Here is a 16,607-nt window from a genome sequence, read left to right as displayed (position 1 = left end):
GCCCAGCTTTCATCATAAGGAGGCCAGCGTGAATCCATCGCTGCGCCAGGACATTCTTGCGCGTTTGATTCGTGACTACCGCGCCGAAGAGCGGGGTCACTACCTGCAAAAGGTGGTGTGTCCCGCCTGCGGCAAGCGCGAAGCGTACATCTCCAGTGAGTCGCCCTGGATGCTGAAGTGTGGGCGCGAGAACAACTGTGGTAGTCAGTTTCATATCAAGGAGCTGTTTCCCGAGCTGTTCGCCAGTTGGAGCGAGCGCTACGGCACGCCAGCGCTTCAAGCCAAGAGCAAGACGTCCGTCGCCGACGGCTACCTGCGCGACGGTCGGGGCTTCGATCTGGATCGCATCCAGGGCTGGTACAGCCAGGAGAGCTACTGGAAGCCCAACGTTGGCGGCAGCACCACGGTGCGCTTCACTCTGCCCGGCGGAGTCTACTGGGAACGGCTACTCGACAATCCCGAGCGCTTCGGTAAGCAGAAGGCCAACTTCGTCGGCCGCTACAAGGGCAACTGGTGGCAGCCGCCGACCTTGACCGCCGCTGACCTGGTCGAGGCCGGCGAGGTGTGGATCGTCGAGGGTATCTTCGACGCCATCGCCCTGTACCACCATGGCATTGCCGCGGTATCGGCGATGAGCTGCGCCAACTATCCAGACGTCGCCCTCAAGGCCCTGGCCGATGCCGCCCACGGCGTCGGAACCACGCGCCCCACCCTGGTGTGGGCGCTGGATGGTAACCGGGCAGGCCAGAACGCTACCGTCAAGCATGTTGCCCACGCCAGGGCCGCCGGCTGGGAGTGCCGCGCCGCACAGATTCCCGGCGACGGCCGCCATGACTGGAACGACTGCCACCAGCGCGGCGAGCTGACCGAGCAGCACCGCGAGACCTACCGCCACCACGGTGCCCTGCTGCTGGCTCCCTCCGCCATGGCCAAGGCACTGATCATCTACAAGCGCAGCGAGCGGCGGGAGTTCTGGTTCGAGTACAAGCGTCAATTGTGGTGGTGGAAGCTCGATATCGACGCCTTCGATCGCGCCGTGCGCGCTGAGGGGGAAGATGGCGGCGACCAGCAAAGCCTGAACCCGGCGATCCGCGACGCCGCCCTCGAGCAGGCCGGCAGCGTTAAGCGCATCTGCACCTGTTTCCCCACAGCGCTGTACTACCAGGCTAACGTTGTCACCGACGAGAGCTGGTACTACTACCGCGTCGAATTCCCCGACGGCAGCGCCCCGGTGAAGAACACCTTCAGCGGTGGCCAGTTGGCCAGTGCCAGCGAGTTCAAGAAGCGCCTGCTTGGCGTGGCGCCCGGCGCCGTCTGGACCGGCACCAGTCAGCAGCTCGACACCCTGCTCCAGGACCAGATCGGCGGCATCAAGACCGTCGAGACCATCGACTTCATCGGCTACAGCAAGGAACACGCCGCCTATGTGTTCGGCGACCTGGCCGTCGCCGGTGGCAAGCTGATACGCATCAACAGCGAGGACTATTTCGAACTCGGTGCGCGCAAGCAGCTCAAGACGCTGAGCCAGTCGGTGACCCTGCACCTTAACCCTGACCGCGAGGCCTACCAGACTGACTGGACGACTCAACTGCTCGGCGCCTTCGGGGCCAAGGGCGTGATCGCCCTGGCGTTCTGGCTGGGCAGCCTGCTGGCCGAACAGATCCGCGCCGAGATGGGCAGCTTTCCCTTCCTGGAGATCGTCGGCGAGGCCGGTGCCGGCAAGTCCACGCTGATCGAGTTCCTGTGGAAGCTGGTCGGTCGCCGCGACTACGAGGGCTTCGACCCTTCCAAGGCCACCATGCCTGCGCGCTCACGCAACTTCGCCCAGGTCTCCAACCTGCCGGTGGTGCTGATCGAGTCTGACCGCGAGCAGGACGGCGGCGCCAAACAGAAGCAGTTTGACTGGGACGAGCTCAAGACCGCCTTCAACGGCCGCTCGATCCGCGCCCGGGGCGTGAAGAACAGCGGCAACGACACCTACGAGCCGCCCTTTCGCGGCTCCATCGTGATCAGCCAGAACGCCGCCGTGCAGGCCGGCGAGGCGATCCAGACACGCATCTGCCACCTGCACTTCACCCGTGCGGGCCAGAACCGGCAGACCAAGGAACTCGCCGAGGCGCTGGAAAAGGCCGAGCTCAAGCACGTCAGCCAGTTCGCCCTGGACGTGGCCCAACGCGAAGCCGAGCTGCTCGGGCTGATCAACGAGCGCGCCAAGCCCTTCGCCGAACGCCTGGCCGAAGATCCCGACATCAAGGTGCTGCGTATCGCCAAGTGCCACGGTCAGCTTGCGGCCCTGGTGGAGTGCCTAGGTCCCGACGGACTCGGCCTGTTCAACGGCCCGACCATCGACGTGGCCATCGGCCATGTCTGGCAGATGGCCCGCGAACGCCAACAGGCAATCAGCGCAGACCACCCCCTGGTCGCCGAGTTCTGGGAGGCCTTCGACTACCTCGAAGGACTCAAGGCCGAGCCGGTACTCGATCACTACGGCGGCGATGGCGATCTGATCGCCATCAACCTCAAGGACTTCGAGCGCTACTGCGGTGAATACAAGCTGCGCGTGCCCGAAATGCGCGAGCTCAAGCGCTACCTCAAGGCCAGCAAGACCCGCAAGTTCGTCGACGCCAACCGTACCGTGCGCTCCCGCATCCGCCTCAACGGCGCGAGCGTGAAGTGCTGGGTGTTCCAGGCATAGCAGGCAACGAAGGAGGCCCATATGCAGCGTACCTACACCCTCGACCAGGCCGCCGGCCTGCTGAACCTCGGCCGCAACACCCTGGCCCGCCGCCTGCGCGAGGCCGGCGTGCTGGGCGCCGACAACCTGCCGACCGGGCCTTACCGAAACAAGAGGCGCGGCAACACCCGCCTGTTGTTGGTGACCACCGGCACCTACTGGCACCCCGCGTGCGGCTGGACCCACTACGGCCGCACCGAACTCACCGACGCCGGGCTCGACCACATCGCCGACAAGCTTGGCATCGCCATCGCACACCTGCCCGCAAAACACGCCTACCGGGCAGCGCAACAACCGCACCACGCAAGGAGCGCCTCATGACTATGCACCGCGTTACCGAACGCCTGCGCGAGCGAAGCCGCCAGGCCATGGAGAAGATCCTCGCCCAGGAGGCCGACGCCGAACAGCGCCGAGCGCAGCTTGAACTGGTCGGACCCGAGGCACTGCGCCGCCTCGTCGACGTCGCCAGCGGACACACCGGACAGAGCCAACACTGCCGACGCATTCTGCTCGCTGCCTACAACGGCCCGACCTGGCCGCTGGATCTCACTCGCCTGCGGGTCATCGATCGCGACCTGCAGCGCGCCGCGCTAACCCTGATCGAGTGGGCCACTTACACCCCCCGAGAGCTGCACGAGTACCTGGACGACGGAGACCGCCTGATGCAGCGCTTCTGGAACACCGAGACCCACAAGGAAGAGGACTGATCATGGCTGACAACGCCGATATCGCCAGCGAACTGATGGAACGTCGCATGGAAGGTGCGCTCACGCTGTGCCGCCTGCCGACGGCCACCGCCACCAACACCGAATGCGAGGAGTGCGGCGACGAGATTCCCACCGCTCGCCGCCAGGCCGCGCCCTGGGCCACCACCTGTATCCAGTGCCAGGAACTGAGCGAGAGGAAACGCCGCCATGTCCGCTGACACCATCCTCATCATCATTGCCGCGGTGGCCATCCTGATGACGCTACTGCTGGCCTGGGAAGCCTGGAAACTCAGCCGCGAGACCTTGGACCTGTTCGATCCGGAGCGTAACGAACATGCGAATGAGGACGAGCCATGAACGAGCGAAAAGGAGGCGTCCTGGCCAGAGCCGCCGCCCTGCTTTGCAAGGACAGGGGCTTTCGGCTCTACCTGGACCGGCGTCGGCGCCACAAGTTTGGCCTGACCGCCGAGCAGCTACCCGACGGCACCCACAACGAACAGGACGCTCGCGACTGGCTCTGCGCCGCCTGCGGCGTCAACAGCCGCGCCGAGCTGGATCATCGCCCCAAGTCCGCAGCGGTGCTGCGGACCATTCAGCAGCGCTATCATCACTGGAAAAGGAGGAGCCAACCATGAACACCTACTTTGGACTGCTAGCGGAGTTCAACGGGCGCTCCGAGCTGCCACTCGATGAAGTGGCGCCCCGCTACTTCGGCATCAGCCCGCGCACCGCCAGCATCCGCGCAGGAGCCCAGGCCCTGCCAGTACCCACCTACCGCGCCGGCGACTCTCAGAAGTCTCCCTGGCTGGTCAGTGCTGTGGATCTTGCCAAGTACCTGGATAAGCAACGGGCTGAGGCACATCAGCTCTGGAAACAGGTCAACGGGTAGTCGGTTGATACTTGCTGTTTGTCATGCCCAGGGCCGTCATGCCCGTTTGCTGACGCTCATCATTGGTCTGAGAGGTTCAGTGCAGGACCGTGACAGCATCGGGTAGATTGACGGGCACAACCTTCGGAATTCAAGGATAGAAGTATGGCCCGCCGCATAGATCAAATTCTCTCCGCCTCTGCCCAAAGATCTCTCTCAGCAAGCGAAATCGACCTGCTGGGTAGCTACATCCGCGACTTGGAGAAACGTAAGGCTAGACCAGACCACGAGCTCGAACGAGCTCTGGCCCGAACTGAGGAGGAACTCAAAAATTGCCGCTGGGTACTAAATAAAAACGATATTAACGAAAAAATGGACTGATCGGATGCCTCCCTTCAAGGAGGCGTTACTGACACCACATTAGCGGTTTAAGGCTATCTCAGCTGTAACGTCTCTGGACGCAGATGCGTATACCGCTTCAACACATCCCAGCTTTCATGGAGCGTAAACTGCTGCACCTCGACGATCTCGTATCCCGCCTCGAACAGGCGGGATGTCGCTTCGTGGCGCAGGTCGTGAAAGCGCAGGTCCTCGATGCCGCAGGCGGCTGTTGCCGCCCGCCAGCGGGTGCCAATCGACTTACCGTTGTAGGGGAAGATCCGGTCTTCCCCTTGACAACGCGGCTGACGCTTGATGATGGCCATGGCCTCGTGGGTCAGCTTGAAGCGCTTGTGGTTGCCCCACTTCTGGCGTGGGTGCTTGGCATCACGCACCCAGCAGGTCATGGCCTCGTCGTCGAGATCCGACCACAGCAGGCGCGTAATCTCTTCCTGGCGCCGTGAGGTGGCCACCGCAAAGTCCATGATGTCTTCCATGGGGATGATGGCACTCGGCCGGATCCGCTGCGAGCGCTGGAAGTAAGCGCGTATTCGCTCAAGCTCCCCTACCGTTGGACGTCTGTCCCGGGCACTCGACTTGCCGATCACACCCTTGCTGCGCAACAGCAGCCTGGCCGACTCGAACTCGTTGAGCTCCACCGGCATCTTCCATGCCGCCGCTGCAGTTTTGAGGATGATCCCCAGCCACACCACGTCCTGGTTGATCGTCGAGGGCTTAATGCCGCTGTCGCGGCGCATCACAGCGTGCTCGATCACCTGCTCGCTGGTGAGTTCGGTGATCGCTACCCTGGAGATGGGAAAGCGGCGTAGCTGCTCAATGGTAGCGCGCTTGGAGCGTCCGGCGCCCTGGGCGAACTCATGCAGGTAGCGCTCGATGGCGTCGTCCAGGGTCACCCCCTTCCAGCGTGCTTGGGCGACACCTGCCGGACTCGCCAACTCCAGTTCACGTCGTTTCGCCCATTCCTCCGCCATGGCCTTGCGCGGGAACGAGCGCGACTCGGAGTGATCCAGATCCTGGCGTGCGATGCGTATCTGGGCGATGTATGAGAAACTGCCGTCCTTTTTTCGGCGCTTACGAATCGTCGCCACCGCTCCCTCCTTGGTACCAAATCGACGCGACTCCAGCACCACGAGTACCAAATCAGTACCAAGCAGTCGCGAAAAACGGGCAAAAACTACTGTAAATATGTACAGATATGATTGAGAAGGCAACCCCCACAACCCGCATGAAGCCTGACATCCCGCGCCCCACGCTGGATAGAACTTTCTCTGTGGCGCCGATGATGGACTGGACTACCCGCGACTACCGCGTCTTCGCGCGCACCCTGACGCGCCGGACGCTCTTGTACACCGAGATGGTGACCACTGGTGCGATCCTTCACGGGCGTCCGCGCGAGCGCTTCCTCGGCTACGACGAGGTGGAGCATCCGCTGGCGCTGCAGTTAGGTGGCAGCGATCCAGGAGAACTCGCCGAGTGCGCGGCGATCGCCGAGGAGTGGGGCTACGACGAGGTCAATCTCAACGTGGGTTGCCCCAGCGACAGGGTCCAGAACAACCTGATCGGGGCCTGCCTGATGGGTCATCCGGACAAGGTGGCGCTGGCGGTGGCGACGATGCGCGAGGCGGTGTCGATTCCGGTGACGGTGAAGTGCCGTATCGGGATCGACGATCAGGACGAGGACGCCGATCTCGAGCGCTTTATCACCCAGGTGGCCGACGCCGGCTGCGAGGTGTTTATCGTGCACGCGCGCAAGGCCTGGCTGCAGGGGCTGTCCCCCAAGGAAAACCGCGACGTGCCGCCGCTGAATTATCCGCGGGTGCATCGCTTGAAGGCCAGTCGCCCCGATCTGCATATCGGCATCAACGGCGGCATCAAGAGCCTCGAGGAGTGCCAGACGCAGCTTAATCACGTCGACAGCGTGATGGTGGGTCGCGAGGCCTACCAGAATCCCTGGCTGCTGGCCCAGGTGGACCAGGCGATCTACGGCGAGCCGGGGCCTGCTGACAGTCGCCACGCCGCCGCCATGGCGCTACGCCCTTACATCCAGCGCCGCCTGGAAGAAGGTGCCAAGCTCAACCATATCACCCGCCATCTGCTTGGCCTGTTCCAGGGCTGCCCCGGCGGGCGCCGCTTCCGTCGACATCTGTCGGAGAACGCTCATCGCGACGGCGCGGGCCTGGCGGTGTTCGACGATGCCCTGGGCCTGGTGCCGGAGCCCGCCAGCGCCTGACAACAGCTGCACGACACTCCGCTGCACGGGCAAACCTGCCCTGCAAAAAAGACAACGGCCGAGCGATCTACTCGGCCGTTCTTTATTGGGTCCGGGGTTGGGGACTCGATCTTCATCAAGCCCTCTGGACATCTGTCTCGCTAGCCCTACCGCTACCCCTATCGCCACCCTCATGCCTTAAGGTAAGCGAGTGCTCACCTGCATGTGCAACCTTGGCTCCTGGGTGAACCGCTTCATGCCTTGAGGCCTAGTAGAGTGAATCGGGCGGCGGCTCCAGGCTCGAATGGAAGGTCTCGATGGCGCTTTCGGCTTCTTCGATGGCGTCGAAGCGGGCGATATGGAACAACGCCTCGCCTTCGTTGGCCAGGGGCAGCCGGCTCATGCCGATGACGATGCCGTCGGCCATGGACAGGATCTCGCCTTCGGTCTCGCCGAAGGGATCGGCGACCTTGCCCAGCACCTGCCCCTTGGCGACCCGGGCTCCCAGGCGCACCTTGGGCCTCAGGATGCCGTCGATGGGCGCACGCGCCCAGCTCGACCCATTGGCGACCTCCGCTGCCGGTGGCTTGCGACGGCGTTGCTCGCCGGTCAGCATGTCGAGCCGGCGCATCACCCGCAGCACCCCTCGGACACCAGCGGTGATCGCCCACTCGTCGAAGCGCAGCGCCTCGCCGGCCTCGTAAGTGAGCACTGGCGTACCGCGAGTCTGGGCGTAGTGGCGAAGGCTGCCTTCGCGAAGCTCGGCGTTGAGGATCACCGGAGCGCCGAAGGCGTCGGCCATGCGCCGGGTCTCCTCGCCGGCGTCACCTAGCTGGGCGCGGATCTGCGGCAGGTTGGTGCGGTGGATGGCGCCGGTATGAAGGTCTATGATGTGGGTCGCGTGATCGACGATCTGCTCGCGAAACAGCGCCGCGATACGCCCCCCGAGCGAGCCTGATTCACTGCCGGGAAAGCAGCGATTGAGATCGCGCCTATCCGGCAGATAGCGAGAGTGCTGAACGAAGCCGAAGATATTGACGATCGGCACCGCGATCAGGGTGCCGCGCAGACGGTTGATCTGGCGCGAACGCAACAGACGCCTAACGATCTCGACGCCGTTTATCTCGTCGCCGTGGATGGCGCTGCACACCAGCAAGGTGGGGCCTGGCTGGCGTCCGTGAACGACCTCCACCGGGATATCCAGCGGTGCATGGGTGTAAAGTTTGGCCACCGGCACGTCGATCTGGGCACGCGTGCCCGGCTTGACGGTAATGCCGGCCAGTTCGAAGGGGGCTCTTGCCATGGAAGTTCCTTAGTCGCCATGCCGCGCCGTCGAAAACACGACAGCACCTGTCGTCCTTATACCTTTGTGACGTCGCCAAAACGAGTCCAATTTACCTCAGTGCGCGTATCGATGCCGCTGATCTCGCGGGGCCAGTCCGGTAGAATACGCGGACTGACCCACCGCCGGAGCGCCCCGCCCCCATGCCCCGCCGTACCAAGCAAGAAGCCGCCGCCACCCGAGCCGCATTGCTCGATGCCGCCGAGGAAGTGTTCCTCGAGCGCGGCGTCTCGCGCGCCTCGCTCGAGGTCATCTCGCGACGGGCCGGCGTTACCCGGGGCGCCCTGTACTGGCATTTTCGCAACAAGGGCGATCTGTTCCGGGCCATGCTGGAGCGTGTCCATCTGCCGTTCGAGGACCTGCTCAATGAGCTCGACGACTCCTCGGTCGATCACCACCCGCTGGAGGCCATTCGCTTGAGCTGTCATGTCGGGTTGCGTCAGGCCGATACTCCGCGCCACCGCCGGGTTCACGGTATCCTGCTGCACCACTGCGAGCGTACCGACGATTTCGACCCGCTGGAGGCCAAGGCCGAGATCGCCCGAGAAACCTGCCAGGCCTTGCTGCGCCAGTTCAAGCAGGCTGATCTCAAGCAGCAGCTACGCCCCGGGCTTAGCCCGGAGCGTGCCACCGACCTGTTTCACTATGCCCTGAGCGGGCTGTTCTGGGAGTGGCTACGGGCGCCCCAGGCTTTCACTCTCAGTGAACGAGGCCCTGCCCTGGTCGATGACCTGATCAGCCTGATCGGTCGCGACTGACCCGTCGTCGCGAACTGCTACGCGATCGACTCGAGAAGGGCTCGACACGCTTCAATGCTGATGGCCGTGGGAGTGACGATGGCCGTGGTAGTGATGCCCGTGCGTCGGCGCCTCATGGGGTGGTACCGGTTCATGGCGCTCGATCAGCTTGAGCCTTACCAGCCGGGTACGCGCATCGAGGAACTCCTGCTCGGCCACCGAGCGGAAGCTGTCGTGCTCTTCCAGGTACTTGACCAGCACCCGTACTTCCCCTTCCCGCGGCATCGCCCCCGGCTTGCCCCTCAGGCAGATCTCCCGGGTTCCGTCCGAGCAGAGCACCGCACGGCAGCACCCCTGGCCATCGATGAAGCCGACCACCTGAACACGCTCGCCCAGCAGGCAACGGCGGTTGAACGAGGGCCGATCGCGATAGCGCTTCAACAGTACCCGACAGAAGCGGGATGCCAGCGGGGACGACAGCGCAAAGGCTCCCCACAGCACCACGATGCCCAGCGGCACGATCACGATCGCCAAGTTGACCCACTGCAGAATCAGCAGTTCCGCCACTAGCGTGAAGACAGCAGCGAACAGGATCAGCGCGGTCAAGGCCACCGTCACCGGCACCCCGGCAAACCCCAGCGATACCATCGTGCTGGCCATATGATCGTCACGCAGGCTGTCACGTTCGAACAGCTGCAGCGGCACCAGCTTCAATGCCACCAGGATCCAGTAGAGCGCGACGAGTGGAAGCAGCACCGTGAACAGAATCAGCGGAAAACTCAGGGCAATGTCCCTGATCAGCGTTATGTCCATACCACCTCCCGTGGCGTTGCCACTTGCGTACTTGCTACCCGCAGCATAGCGCCATGGGCCACAAACCTCGACCCGTACATCCCAACTTTTCCTTTGGTGACAGCATGTTGCAACGCACAATATGCTGCACTGCACACCTCGCCCAGGTTCGCCACAAGCGTGTAATACGCAACAAAAAGCCCCCCTGCCACCAGCGACTCACCGCCTCTGCAGCATAAAAAAAAGCGCCGCCTGGAAAGGCGGCGCCTTGACCTGCATCAACCATTTTACCGATGAGGGGCGGTCATGCTGACCCGCCCACCCCGTTCAATGATCGGTGGCAGTGCCTTTGGCTTCTGAGGCGTTCTCGTCCTCATCGTCGTCGGAACCACGCTCTCCGAACAAGCGCAGGGAGAGGGACGCGATCATGGCGTAGAACGACGGCACGAAACAGCTACCCAGTATCGCCACCGAGGCCATGCCCATGGCCACCGTGGTACCGATGTGGTGGCTGCTGGTGTCACTGGCGCCGGTGGCCATGGCCAGCGGCAGGGTGCCGAAGATGAACGCCATGGAGGTCATCACGATGGGCCGGAAACGCAGCTCCGCCGCGGTGATCGCCGCCTCGCGGATGCTCTTGCCCATCTCCTTGCGCTGGAGCTCGGCGAACTCGACGATCAGGATGGCGTTCTTGGCCGCCAGGCCGATGACCACCAATACCCCGATCTGGACATAGACGCTGGTATCCAGGCCACGCATGGCGATACCGGCGATGCCCCCGAGGAAGGCGAACGGCGTGGCGGTCAATACCGCCAGCGGCAATGACCAGCTCTCGTACTGCGCCGCCAGGATCAGGAACACCATGACCATGCCGAAGATGATGGCGATGGTGCCGGCGTTACCCGCTTCGCTCTCCTGGTAGGCGGTACCGGTCCAGCCCATGCCCCAGTCGCTGCCAAGCGTATCCTGGACGATCCGCTCCATGGCCTGGAGCGCCTGGGTCGACGAGTAGCCTTCCGCCGGGCCACCCTGGAACTGGGCCGCCGAGTAGACCCCGAAACGCGTCACCACTGCAGGTGCGGCCGTGCGTTCGAGGGTCACGAACTCGGACAAGGGGATGCGCTCACCGTTGCCGCCGCGCACATAGACATTGTTGATATCGTCTGGCGTGTCGCGGTACTCCGCCTCGTTCTGCAGGTACACCTGGAAGTTGCGGTTCTGGTAGCTGAAGAAGTTGACGAAGCCGTTGCCGAAGGTGTTCGACAGAGTGGCATTGAGGTCGGTCAGTGACACGCCATAACTCAGCGCCTTCTGCTGGTCGATCTCGGCGCGGAAGGACGGCACATTGACGCTGAAGGTCGAGAACACCTGGTTGAGCGCCGGATCCTGATTGGCCGCCTGCATCACCTTGAGCGAGGCCTGGTAGATCTCCTCGGGGGTGGCACCGGAGAACGACTGCAGGTAGCCGGTGAAGCCGCCGGTGGTGGACAGGCCAATGATCGGCGGCATGTTGAAGGCCATGACGTTGCCGCCGTCGACCTCGGCACCGATCTGGAAGATCCGGCCGATCAGGTCATCCACCGTGGTCTCGCGCTCGTCCCAGTTGTCCATGTTGATGAAGATGATGCCGCGCGCGGTGTTGACCGAGCTGGTCAGCATGTCGTAGCCGGCGATGGCCGAGGAATAGCGCACACCTGGCACTTCCTCGATGCGCTTGCTGACCTCGGCCATGTAGGCCTTGGTGCGGCTGAGCGATGCCGAGTCCGGCAGGCTGACGGCTGCCAGGGCGATGCCCTGGTCGGTTTCCGGCACCAGCGTCGAGGGCGTGTTCTCGTAGAGCCAGAAGGAACCGGCCCCGACCAGCCCCACCAGCAGCAGGGTCAGCACCCAGGCCTTGACCAGCGCCTTGACCGCCACCATGAACACCCTGGTGACGCCATCGAAGAAGCGGTCGAACAGGCGCAGCGGGGTGCGCACCGCCCGCATGAAGGAGGATTCCTTCTTGTGCAGGTCGTGCTTGATGAAGATCGCCGACAGCGCCGGGGTGAAGGTCAGCGCCATCAGCGCCGAGAACGCCACCGAGATGGCGATGGTCAGGGCGAACTGCTGATAGATCTGCCCGGTAAAGCCGCCGAGGAAGGCCACCGGTACGAACACCGCCGCCATGATCAGCGAGGTGGCGATAACCGGCCCACCGACCTCCTTCATGGCCTGGATGGTGGCCTGGCGAACCGTGATCTCCTCGTCTTCCGACAGCACCCTTTCGACGTTCTCCACCACCAGGATGGCGTCATCCACCACGATGCCGATGGACAGCACCAGAGCGAACAGCGTCAAAAGATTGATCGAGAAGCCGAACACGTAGAAGCCTGCGAAGGTGGCCAGTACCGATACCGGCACCACCGACATGGCGATCACGGTAAAGCGCCAGTTCTGCAGGAAGATGAACAGGATGACGCCGACGATCAGGAAGGCTTCGATAAAGGTGTGGAAGACGGTTTCCACCGAGGCGTCGATGAACAGGGTGGTGTCGTAGGGCACCACGTACTCGAGGCCCGGCGGGAAGCGCACCTCCAGCTCGTTCATCTTTTCCTTGACCATGTCTGCCGTCTGCAGGGCATTGGCGCCCGGCTGCTGCTGGATCATGATCGGCGTCATGATGGCGCCGTTGAGGCGCGCCTCGACGCCATAGAAGGAGGCGCCCAGCTCGATCCGTGCGACGTCATCCAGGCGCAGCGCAGAGCCGTCCTCGTTGGTGCGCAGCAGGATATCGCGGAAGTCATCGGCGCTGGACAGACGTCCGCCGGCGGTGATGGTGTAGGTGAAGGCTCGCGGGCTGTCGATCGGCGTGGACGCCAGGCTACCCGCCGGTACCTCGGTGTTCTGGGCACGAATCGCCGCCGCCACTTCGGTGGGGGTCAGGTCGTACTCGGCCAGCTTGTTGGGGTCCATCCAGATGCGCATGGCGAACTCGCCACCGCCCAGCACCTCGGCCTCACCGACGCCGGGAATCTGGCGCAGCTCGTCGAGAATGTTCAGGGTGGCGTAGTTCTGCATGTAGATGTTGTCGTAGTCGTCCTGGGGCGAGATCAACGACACCAGCATCAGGATCGAGCTGGAACGCAGCTCGACCTGGACGCCCTGCTCCTGCACCGCCTCGGGCAACTGGGACAGCGCGCCCTGGACCCGGTTGTTGACGTTGATGGTGTTGATATCACCGTCGGTCCCGATGTCGAAGGCCACGCTCAGGCTCATGGAGCCGTTGTCGGAGCTGGTCGAGTTCATATAGAGCATGTTCTCGACGCCGTTGATCGCCTCCGCCAGTGGCGCGGCCACCGTCTGCGCCACGGTCTCGGCATCGGCACCCGGGAAGGTGGCGCTGACCGACACCGTGGGCGGCACCACGCTGGGATACTGCTCGATCGGCAGTACCCGCATGCTCATCGCCCCGATGATGGTCAGGATGATCGCCAGGACCGAGGCGAAGATCGGCCGCTTGATGAAGAAGTTGGCGAAATTCATTCGTTACCCTCTCCTCGAGCCTCCTCGGCCTCCTGATCGCCCTGCGGCGCGTTCATCGGCGCCTGCTGGGCGGCCTGGGTGGCACTCGCGGCATCCTCGCCCTGACCATCGCTCTCGGCAGTGCCCTGCCCGCTCTGATCGGCCGCTGGCTCGCCCGGTGACGCCGCCGCTTCCTGCTCAGCTTGCTCGGGCGCGGCCTGGCCGGCGCCCTGCCCCTGTTGCTCGTACTGGGCTTCTTGCATCAGTGCCTCGGCGTCGCCGTCAAACGGCTGGGGATCGATCGGGGTACCCGGCTTCAGGCTGCCCGGATCACCGACCACCACTCGCTCGCCGGGTTCGACGCCGTCGAGGATGATCTGCCAGGCGCCCGCCAGCTCGCCGAGCTGCACCGGACGCGCCCTGGCGACGTTGTCGTCATCGAGCACGTAGACCTGCGGGCCCATCAGGCCCTGGGTCAACGCCAGTTCCGGCACCGCCAGCACGCCGAAGCGCGCCAGCCCCTCGATCTTCACGCGCACGTACTGACCCGGCAGAACCGCGCCGTCCGGGTTGGCAAAGGTGGCCTCCGCCTGGACGGTGCTGGTCTCGGGATCGACACGGGAGCCAAGGAAGTCCAGGTGGCCGCTGAGCACGGCAGGCTCATCCCCACGCGAAGAGAACGCCTCGAGCGAGGCGGCGATGTCCTCGATGCTCATGTCCTTCAACTGACGACGCAGCTCGAAGGCGTCGTTCTGAGGCATCTGGAAACGGACCTCCAGCGGGTCCAGCGGAGTGATGGTGGCAAGTTCGGTATTGGGTGACACCAGGTTGCCGACATTGACCTCACTGAGACCGATCACGCCAGACACCGGCGCCGTGACCTCGGCGTAGTCCAGGTCGAGCTGGGCGCTCTTCAGCGCCGCCTCGGCCTGGGCCACGCTGGCCCGCGCGACGCGCGCGTCGGCCAGGGCCTGGTCGACCTGCTGACGGCTCACCGAGTTCTGGGCTGCCAGTTGCTGGAAACGATTGGCGTCACGCTCGGCCCGCGACAGCTCGGCCTGGGCGCTGGCCAGGTCGGCCTCGCGCTGGGCCACGGTGGCCTCGTACAGGTCCGGCTCGATGGTGTAGAGGCTCTCACCCTGCTCGACCTGATCGCCGGGTTCGAACTTGCGCTCCTCGAGCACACCGGTGACACGTGCGACCAGGGTGACTTCCTGCTCGCTCATCAGCTTGGAGGGGTAGGACTTGTCCAGAGGAATGTCCTGGTAGGCCAGCTCGGCCACCTCGATGGCCTTGGCGGGTGGCTGACCACCGGCCTGGCCGGCAGACGGGTCTTCTTCCTGACCACAGCCGACCAGCAGCAATGCCGCCGCCAGTGCGGCCCAGAGGCGGCCGCGATAGATGGTGGTTTTCATCCCTTGATTCCTTCGGGGTAATTGGATCGTCAGATGCCGGGCGCTGACCGCCTCGAGGGAGGAGGCGGTCAGCCGGGACGTCAAGGCGTGCGTCAGCCGTCCTGACTCGGCGGTGCGCCGATATCGAGAACCGCGTCGTATTCATCGGCCTCGCCCTGCTCCGGCAGGGTGAAGTTCACCTGCCCTTCCTCGACCAGGAAGGCGTTGAGCTCGGCGATATCCTGGGCGTCGAGCACCCCCGCCTGACGGTGCAGACTGAGCAGGTTGATCACGTAGTTGAAACGGGCATCGGCGTAGTCAGCGATGGCGTTGTACAGGTTCTGCTCGGCGTTGAGCACGTCGACGATGTTGCGGGTACCCACCTCGTAGCCCGCGCGGGTGGCATCCAGGGCACTCTGGTTGGAGACGATGGACTGCTTGCGCGCCGCCACCGTGGAGACGTCATTGCTGACCTGGGTGTACAGCGAGCGCACCTGCAGCACCGTCTCGCGGCGCTGGGACTCGAAGTCGTACTGGCTGGACTCCAGGTCGTAGGTGGTCTGGCGCACCGAGGCGCTAGTCCGACCGCCGGTGTACAGCGGCATGCTGGCGCTCACGCCCACCTGGCTATTGGAGTTGTAGTCCTCGAAGTTGTCACGCTCGTCGTCGCTGTAGGCGTAGTTGGCAAAGGCCTCCACCACCGGCAGATCGGCGGCCCTGGCCACATCGATCCGCTCACGCGCCACATCGACACCCACCTGCTGCGCCAGCAGTTCCGGATTGCGCTCGATGGCAAGCTCGATCCAGGCATCACGACTGGACGGCTCGGGCAGCGCAATGGGCAGGTCGTCCTGGAGCATCTCGATGCTGTCGTAGCGCTTGCCGGTCAAGCGCTCCAGCGCCTCGAAGGCCACCTGGAGGTCACTCTCGGCGACGATCCGGTCGGCCCGGGACTGGTCGAAGGTCGCCCGCGCTTCCTCGACCTCGGTGATCGCGATCAAACCGACGTCGAACTGCTCCTGGGCCTGCTCGAGCTGACGCCCGATGGCGCGCTCCTGGGCCCTGCGAGCTTCGAGGATCTCGTAGGCACGCAGAATATCGAAGTAGGCCGACGAGGTGTCGATCAACACCTGCTGCTCGGTAGCCGCCAGGGTGTAGGTCTGCTGCTCCAGCTGGGCCTCGGCCACGTTCACTTCGCGGCTGTTCAGGGCGTCGTAGAGCTTCTGGGTCGCCTGCAGGTTGAGGCCGTAGCTGAGGTAGTCGTCATCGCTGCCGGTACCGCTGAAGCCGGACTGCGACTGGGTCTCGAAGATATGGTTGTAGGCCGCCTCGCCAGAGGCGGTCACCTGAGGATTGAGATCCGCCTGTTCGACGTTGATGCCTTCTTCCGCACTACTGGTGGTGGACCGCTCGGAGGCCAACTCGGAGTTGTTGTCCAGCGCGTCGCGGGTAATGGTCAACAGATCGGCGGCCTGGACCTGGCCTATCATCAGGGCGGCGACAGCGGCACACAGAAGGCGGCGGCGAGAAGGAACCCGCGAGGTCAGAGTGACGGGGACTGGTCGGGAAGGCGTCATTGATAGCATCCTCGGATCTGTTGCTCGGCGTTGTCCACAAGTCCCTTTGACCAGGCCACAGAGACATCACACCAGGGACGCCGCGCGACGCGAGCACGACCTCCCTGACACACTGTCCTTGCCATTTCCTGGGCGCCTCGACTTCCTGGAAAGCACCGGGTGGCGTTCGAATCTAGGGGTATTCGATATACATACATTGTCGCATGTTTGGCGTCGTATTCTACCGCCCTTCATGCAAGGATGGTGAAAAATTCGCAATTCCGCACTATATTGCTGGCTAAACCATAATGCTGCACTGCAACATAGCCAAGATCGCCCTCCCCTGCAGGACCATCACCAGGAGCCAC

The 16,607-nt window shown here is 63.9% G+C and carries 16 protein-coding genes; 10 read left to right on the top strand and 6 right to left on the bottom strand.

Going from position 1 to position 16,607, the window contains the following annotated elements; all coding sequences use genetic code 11:
- The first annotated feature begins 28 nt into the window (after positions 1-28).
- The 8 genes from C9F12_RS12585 to C9F12_RS12555 all read left to right on the top strand — a co-directional run bounded on the left by C9F12_RS12585 (position 29) and on the right by C9F12_RS12555 (position 4,690).
- A complete protein-coding gene (locus C9F12_RS12585; protein ID WP_108449092.1) occupies positions 29-2,695 on the top strand; it encodes a toprim domain-containing protein in 2,667 nt (888 codons plus the stop codon).
- 21 nt (positions 2,696-2,716) lie between these two features.
- A complete protein-coding gene (locus tag C9F12_RS12580; protein WP_108449091.1) occupies positions 2,717-3,055 on the top strand; it encodes a hypothetical protein in 339 nt (112 codons plus the stop codon).
- Positions 3,052-3,441 (top strand): hypothetical protein, encoded by a 390-nt coding sequence (locus C9F12_RS12575; protein WP_108449090.1) that lies wholly within the window; start codon positions 3,052-3,054, stop codon positions 3,439-3,441. Before C9F12_RS12580 ends, C9F12_RS12575 begins: the two co-directional genes overlap by 4 nt.
- Before the next feature lie 2 nt (positions 3,442-3,443).
- Complete coding sequence (locus C9F12_RS12570) at positions 3,444-3,659, top strand: TraR/DksA C4-type zinc finger protein (protein WP_108449089.1); 216 nt, start codon at positions 3,444-3,446, stop codon at positions 3,657-3,659.
- Entirely contained in the window at positions 3,649-3,798 is a 150-nt protein-coding gene (locus C9F12_RS22560; RefSeq protein WP_162816470.1) for a hypothetical protein, read from the top strand. Before C9F12_RS12570 ends, C9F12_RS22560 begins: the two co-directional genes overlap by 11 nt.
- On the top strand, positions 3,795-4,076 hold the full coding sequence (locus tag C9F12_RS12565) for a hypothetical protein (RefSeq protein WP_108449088.1): 282 nt from the start codon (positions 3,795-3,797) through the stop codon (positions 4,074-4,076). The genes C9F12_RS22560 and C9F12_RS12565 overlap by 4 nt, the downstream gene beginning before the upstream one ends.
- Entirely contained in the window at positions 4,073-4,330 is a 258-nt protein-coding gene (locus C9F12_RS12560) for a pyocin activator PrtN family protein (protein ID WP_108449087.1), read from the top strand. The genes C9F12_RS12565 and C9F12_RS12560 overlap by 4 nt, the downstream gene beginning before the upstream one ends.
- Positions 4,331-4,474: 144 nt before the next feature.
- A complete protein-coding gene (locus tag C9F12_RS12555) occupies positions 4,475-4,690 on the top strand; it encodes a hypothetical protein (RefSeq protein WP_108449086.1) in 216 nt (71 codons plus the stop codon).
- A gap of 53 nt (positions 4,691-4,743) precedes the next feature.
- Here the strand turns inward: C9F12_RS12555 and C9F12_RS12550 are convergent, their stop codons facing one another.
- Positions 4,744-5,796 (bottom strand): site-specific integrase, encoded by a 1,053-nt coding sequence (locus tag C9F12_RS12550; protein WP_108449085.1) that lies wholly within the window; start codon positions 5,794-5,796, stop codon positions 4,744-4,746.
- Positions 5,797-5,933: 137 nt separating this feature from the next.
- On the opposite strand from C9F12_RS12550, the gene dusA reads away from it, so the two are divergent.
- A complete protein-coding gene (gene dusA, locus C9F12_RS12545; RefSeq protein ID WP_275886757.1) occupies positions 5,934-6,938 on the top strand; it encodes a tRNA dihydrouridine(20/20a) synthase DusA in 1,005 nt (334 codons plus the stop codon).
- 247 nt (positions 6,939-7,185) lie between these two features.
- Here dusA and C9F12_RS12540 read toward each other — a convergent pair whose 3' ends face one another.
- Positions 7,186-8,220, bottom strand: a complete 1,035-nt coding sequence (locus C9F12_RS12540; protein ID WP_045992886.1) for a succinylglutamate desuccinylase/aspartoacylase family protein — start codon at positions 8,218-8,220, stop codon at positions 7,186-7,188.
- 182 nt (positions 8,221-8,402) lie between these two features.
- Between C9F12_RS12540 and C9F12_RS12535 the strand changes: the two genes are divergently transcribed.
- The gene (locus C9F12_RS12535) at positions 8,403-9,017 is read left to right on the top strand and encodes a TetR family transcriptional regulator (protein ID WP_108449083.1); all 615 of its coding nucleotides are present in this window, start codon (positions 8,403-8,405) and stop codon (positions 9,015-9,017) included.
- A 51-nt stretch (positions 9,018-9,068) separates the two neighbouring features.
- Here the strand turns inward: C9F12_RS12535 and C9F12_RS12530 are convergent, their stop codons facing one another.
- The 4 genes from C9F12_RS12530 to C9F12_RS12515 all read right to left on the bottom strand — a co-directional run bounded on the left by C9F12_RS12530 (position 9,069) and on the right by C9F12_RS12515 (position 16,260).
- The gene (locus C9F12_RS12530; RefSeq protein WP_052704358.1) at positions 9,069-9,809 is read right to left on the bottom strand and encodes a hypothetical protein; all 741 of its coding nucleotides are present in this window, start codon (positions 9,807-9,809) and stop codon (positions 9,069-9,071) included.
- A 306-nt stretch (positions 9,810-10,115) separates the two neighbouring features.
- Complete coding sequence (locus C9F12_RS12525) at positions 10,116-13,310, bottom strand: efflux RND transporter permease subunit (RefSeq protein ID WP_108449082.1); 3,195 nt, start codon at positions 13,308-13,310, stop codon at positions 10,116-10,118.
- The gene (locus tag C9F12_RS12520) at positions 13,307-14,704 is read right to left on the bottom strand and encodes an efflux RND transporter periplasmic adaptor subunit (protein ID WP_071211120.1); all 1,398 of its coding nucleotides are present in this window, start codon (positions 14,702-14,704) and stop codon (positions 13,307-13,309) included. The genes C9F12_RS12525 and C9F12_RS12520 overlap by 4 nt, the downstream gene beginning before the upstream one ends.
- Before the next feature lie 92 nt (positions 14,705-14,796).
- Positions 14,797-16,260 carry a TolC family outer membrane protein gene (locus C9F12_RS12515; protein WP_108449081.1) on the bottom strand — a complete coding sequence of 488 codons (1,464 nt, stop codon included), beginning with the start codon at positions 16,258-16,260 and terminating at the stop codon, positions 14,797-14,799.
- Positions 16,261-16,607 lie beyond the last annotated feature (347 nt).

The sequence above is a fragment of the Halomonas sp. BN3-1 genome (genome assembly GCF_003056325.1).
Lineage (GTDB): Bacteria > Pseudomonadota > Gammaproteobacteria > Pseudomonadales > Halomonadaceae > Halomonas > Halomonas litopenaei.
Note: the sequence above shows the minus strand (reverse complement) of the source record. Positions and strands in the feature narration are given on the sequence as shown.

What these genes read in the sequence shown, in the direction of transcription:
- C9F12_RS12580 (WP_108449091.1), top strand. Translation starts at nt 2,717, where the DNA reads ATGCAGCGTACCTACACCCTCGACCAGGCCGCCGGCCTGCTGAACCTC.
- C9F12_RS12575 (WP_108449090.1), top strand. Translation starts at nt 3,052, where the DNA reads ATGACTATGCACCGCGTTACCGAACGCCTGCGCGAGCGAAGCCGCCAG.
- C9F12_RS12570 (WP_108449089.1), top strand. Translation starts at nt 3,444, where the DNA reads ATGGCTGACAACGCCGATATCGCCAGCGAACTGATGGAACGTCGCATG.
- C9F12_RS22560 (WP_162816470.1), top strand. Translation starts at nt 3,649, where the DNA reads ATGTCCGCTGACACCATCCTCATCATCATTGCCGCGGTGGCCATCCTG.
- C9F12_RS12565 (WP_108449088.1), top strand. Translation starts at nt 3,795, where the DNA reads ATGAACGAGCGAAAAGGAGGCGTCCTGGCCAGAGCCGCCGCCCTGCTT.
- C9F12_RS12560 (WP_108449087.1), top strand. Translation starts at nt 4,073, where the DNA reads ATGAACACCTACTTTGGACTGCTAGCGGAGTTCAACGGGCGCTCCGAG.
- C9F12_RS12555 (WP_108449086.1), top strand. Translation starts at nt 4,475, where the DNA reads ATGGCCCGCCGCATAGATCAAATTCTCTCCGCCTCTGCCCAAAGATCT.
- dusA (WP_275886757.1), top strand. Translation starts at nt 5,934, where the DNA reads ATGAAGCCTGACATCCCGCGCCCCACGCTGGATAGAACTTTCTCTGTG.
- C9F12_RS12540 (WP_045992886.1), bottom strand. Translation starts at nt 8,220, where the DNA reads ATGGCAAGAGCCCCCTTCGAACTGGCCGGCATTACCGTCAAGCCGGGC.
- C9F12_RS12535 (WP_108449083.1), top strand. Translation starts at nt 8,403, where the DNA reads ATGCCCCGCCGTACCAAGCAAGAAGCCGCCGCCACCCGAGCCGCATTG.
- C9F12_RS12530 (WP_052704358.1), bottom strand. Translation starts at nt 9,809, where the DNA reads ATGGACATAACGCTGATCAGGGACATTGCCCTGAGTTTTCCGCTGATT.
- C9F12_RS12525 (WP_108449082.1), bottom strand. Translation starts at nt 13,310, where the DNA reads ATGAATTTCGCCAACTTCTTCATCAAGCGGCCGATCTTCGCCTCGGTC.
- C9F12_RS12520 (WP_071211120.1), bottom strand. Translation starts at nt 14,704, where the DNA reads ATGAAAACCACCATCTATCGCGGCCGCCTCTGGGCCGCACTGGCGGCG.
- C9F12_RS12515 (WP_108449081.1), bottom strand. Translation starts at nt 16,260, where the DNA reads ATGACGCCTTCCCGACCAGTCCCCGTCACTCTGACCTCGCGGGTTCCT.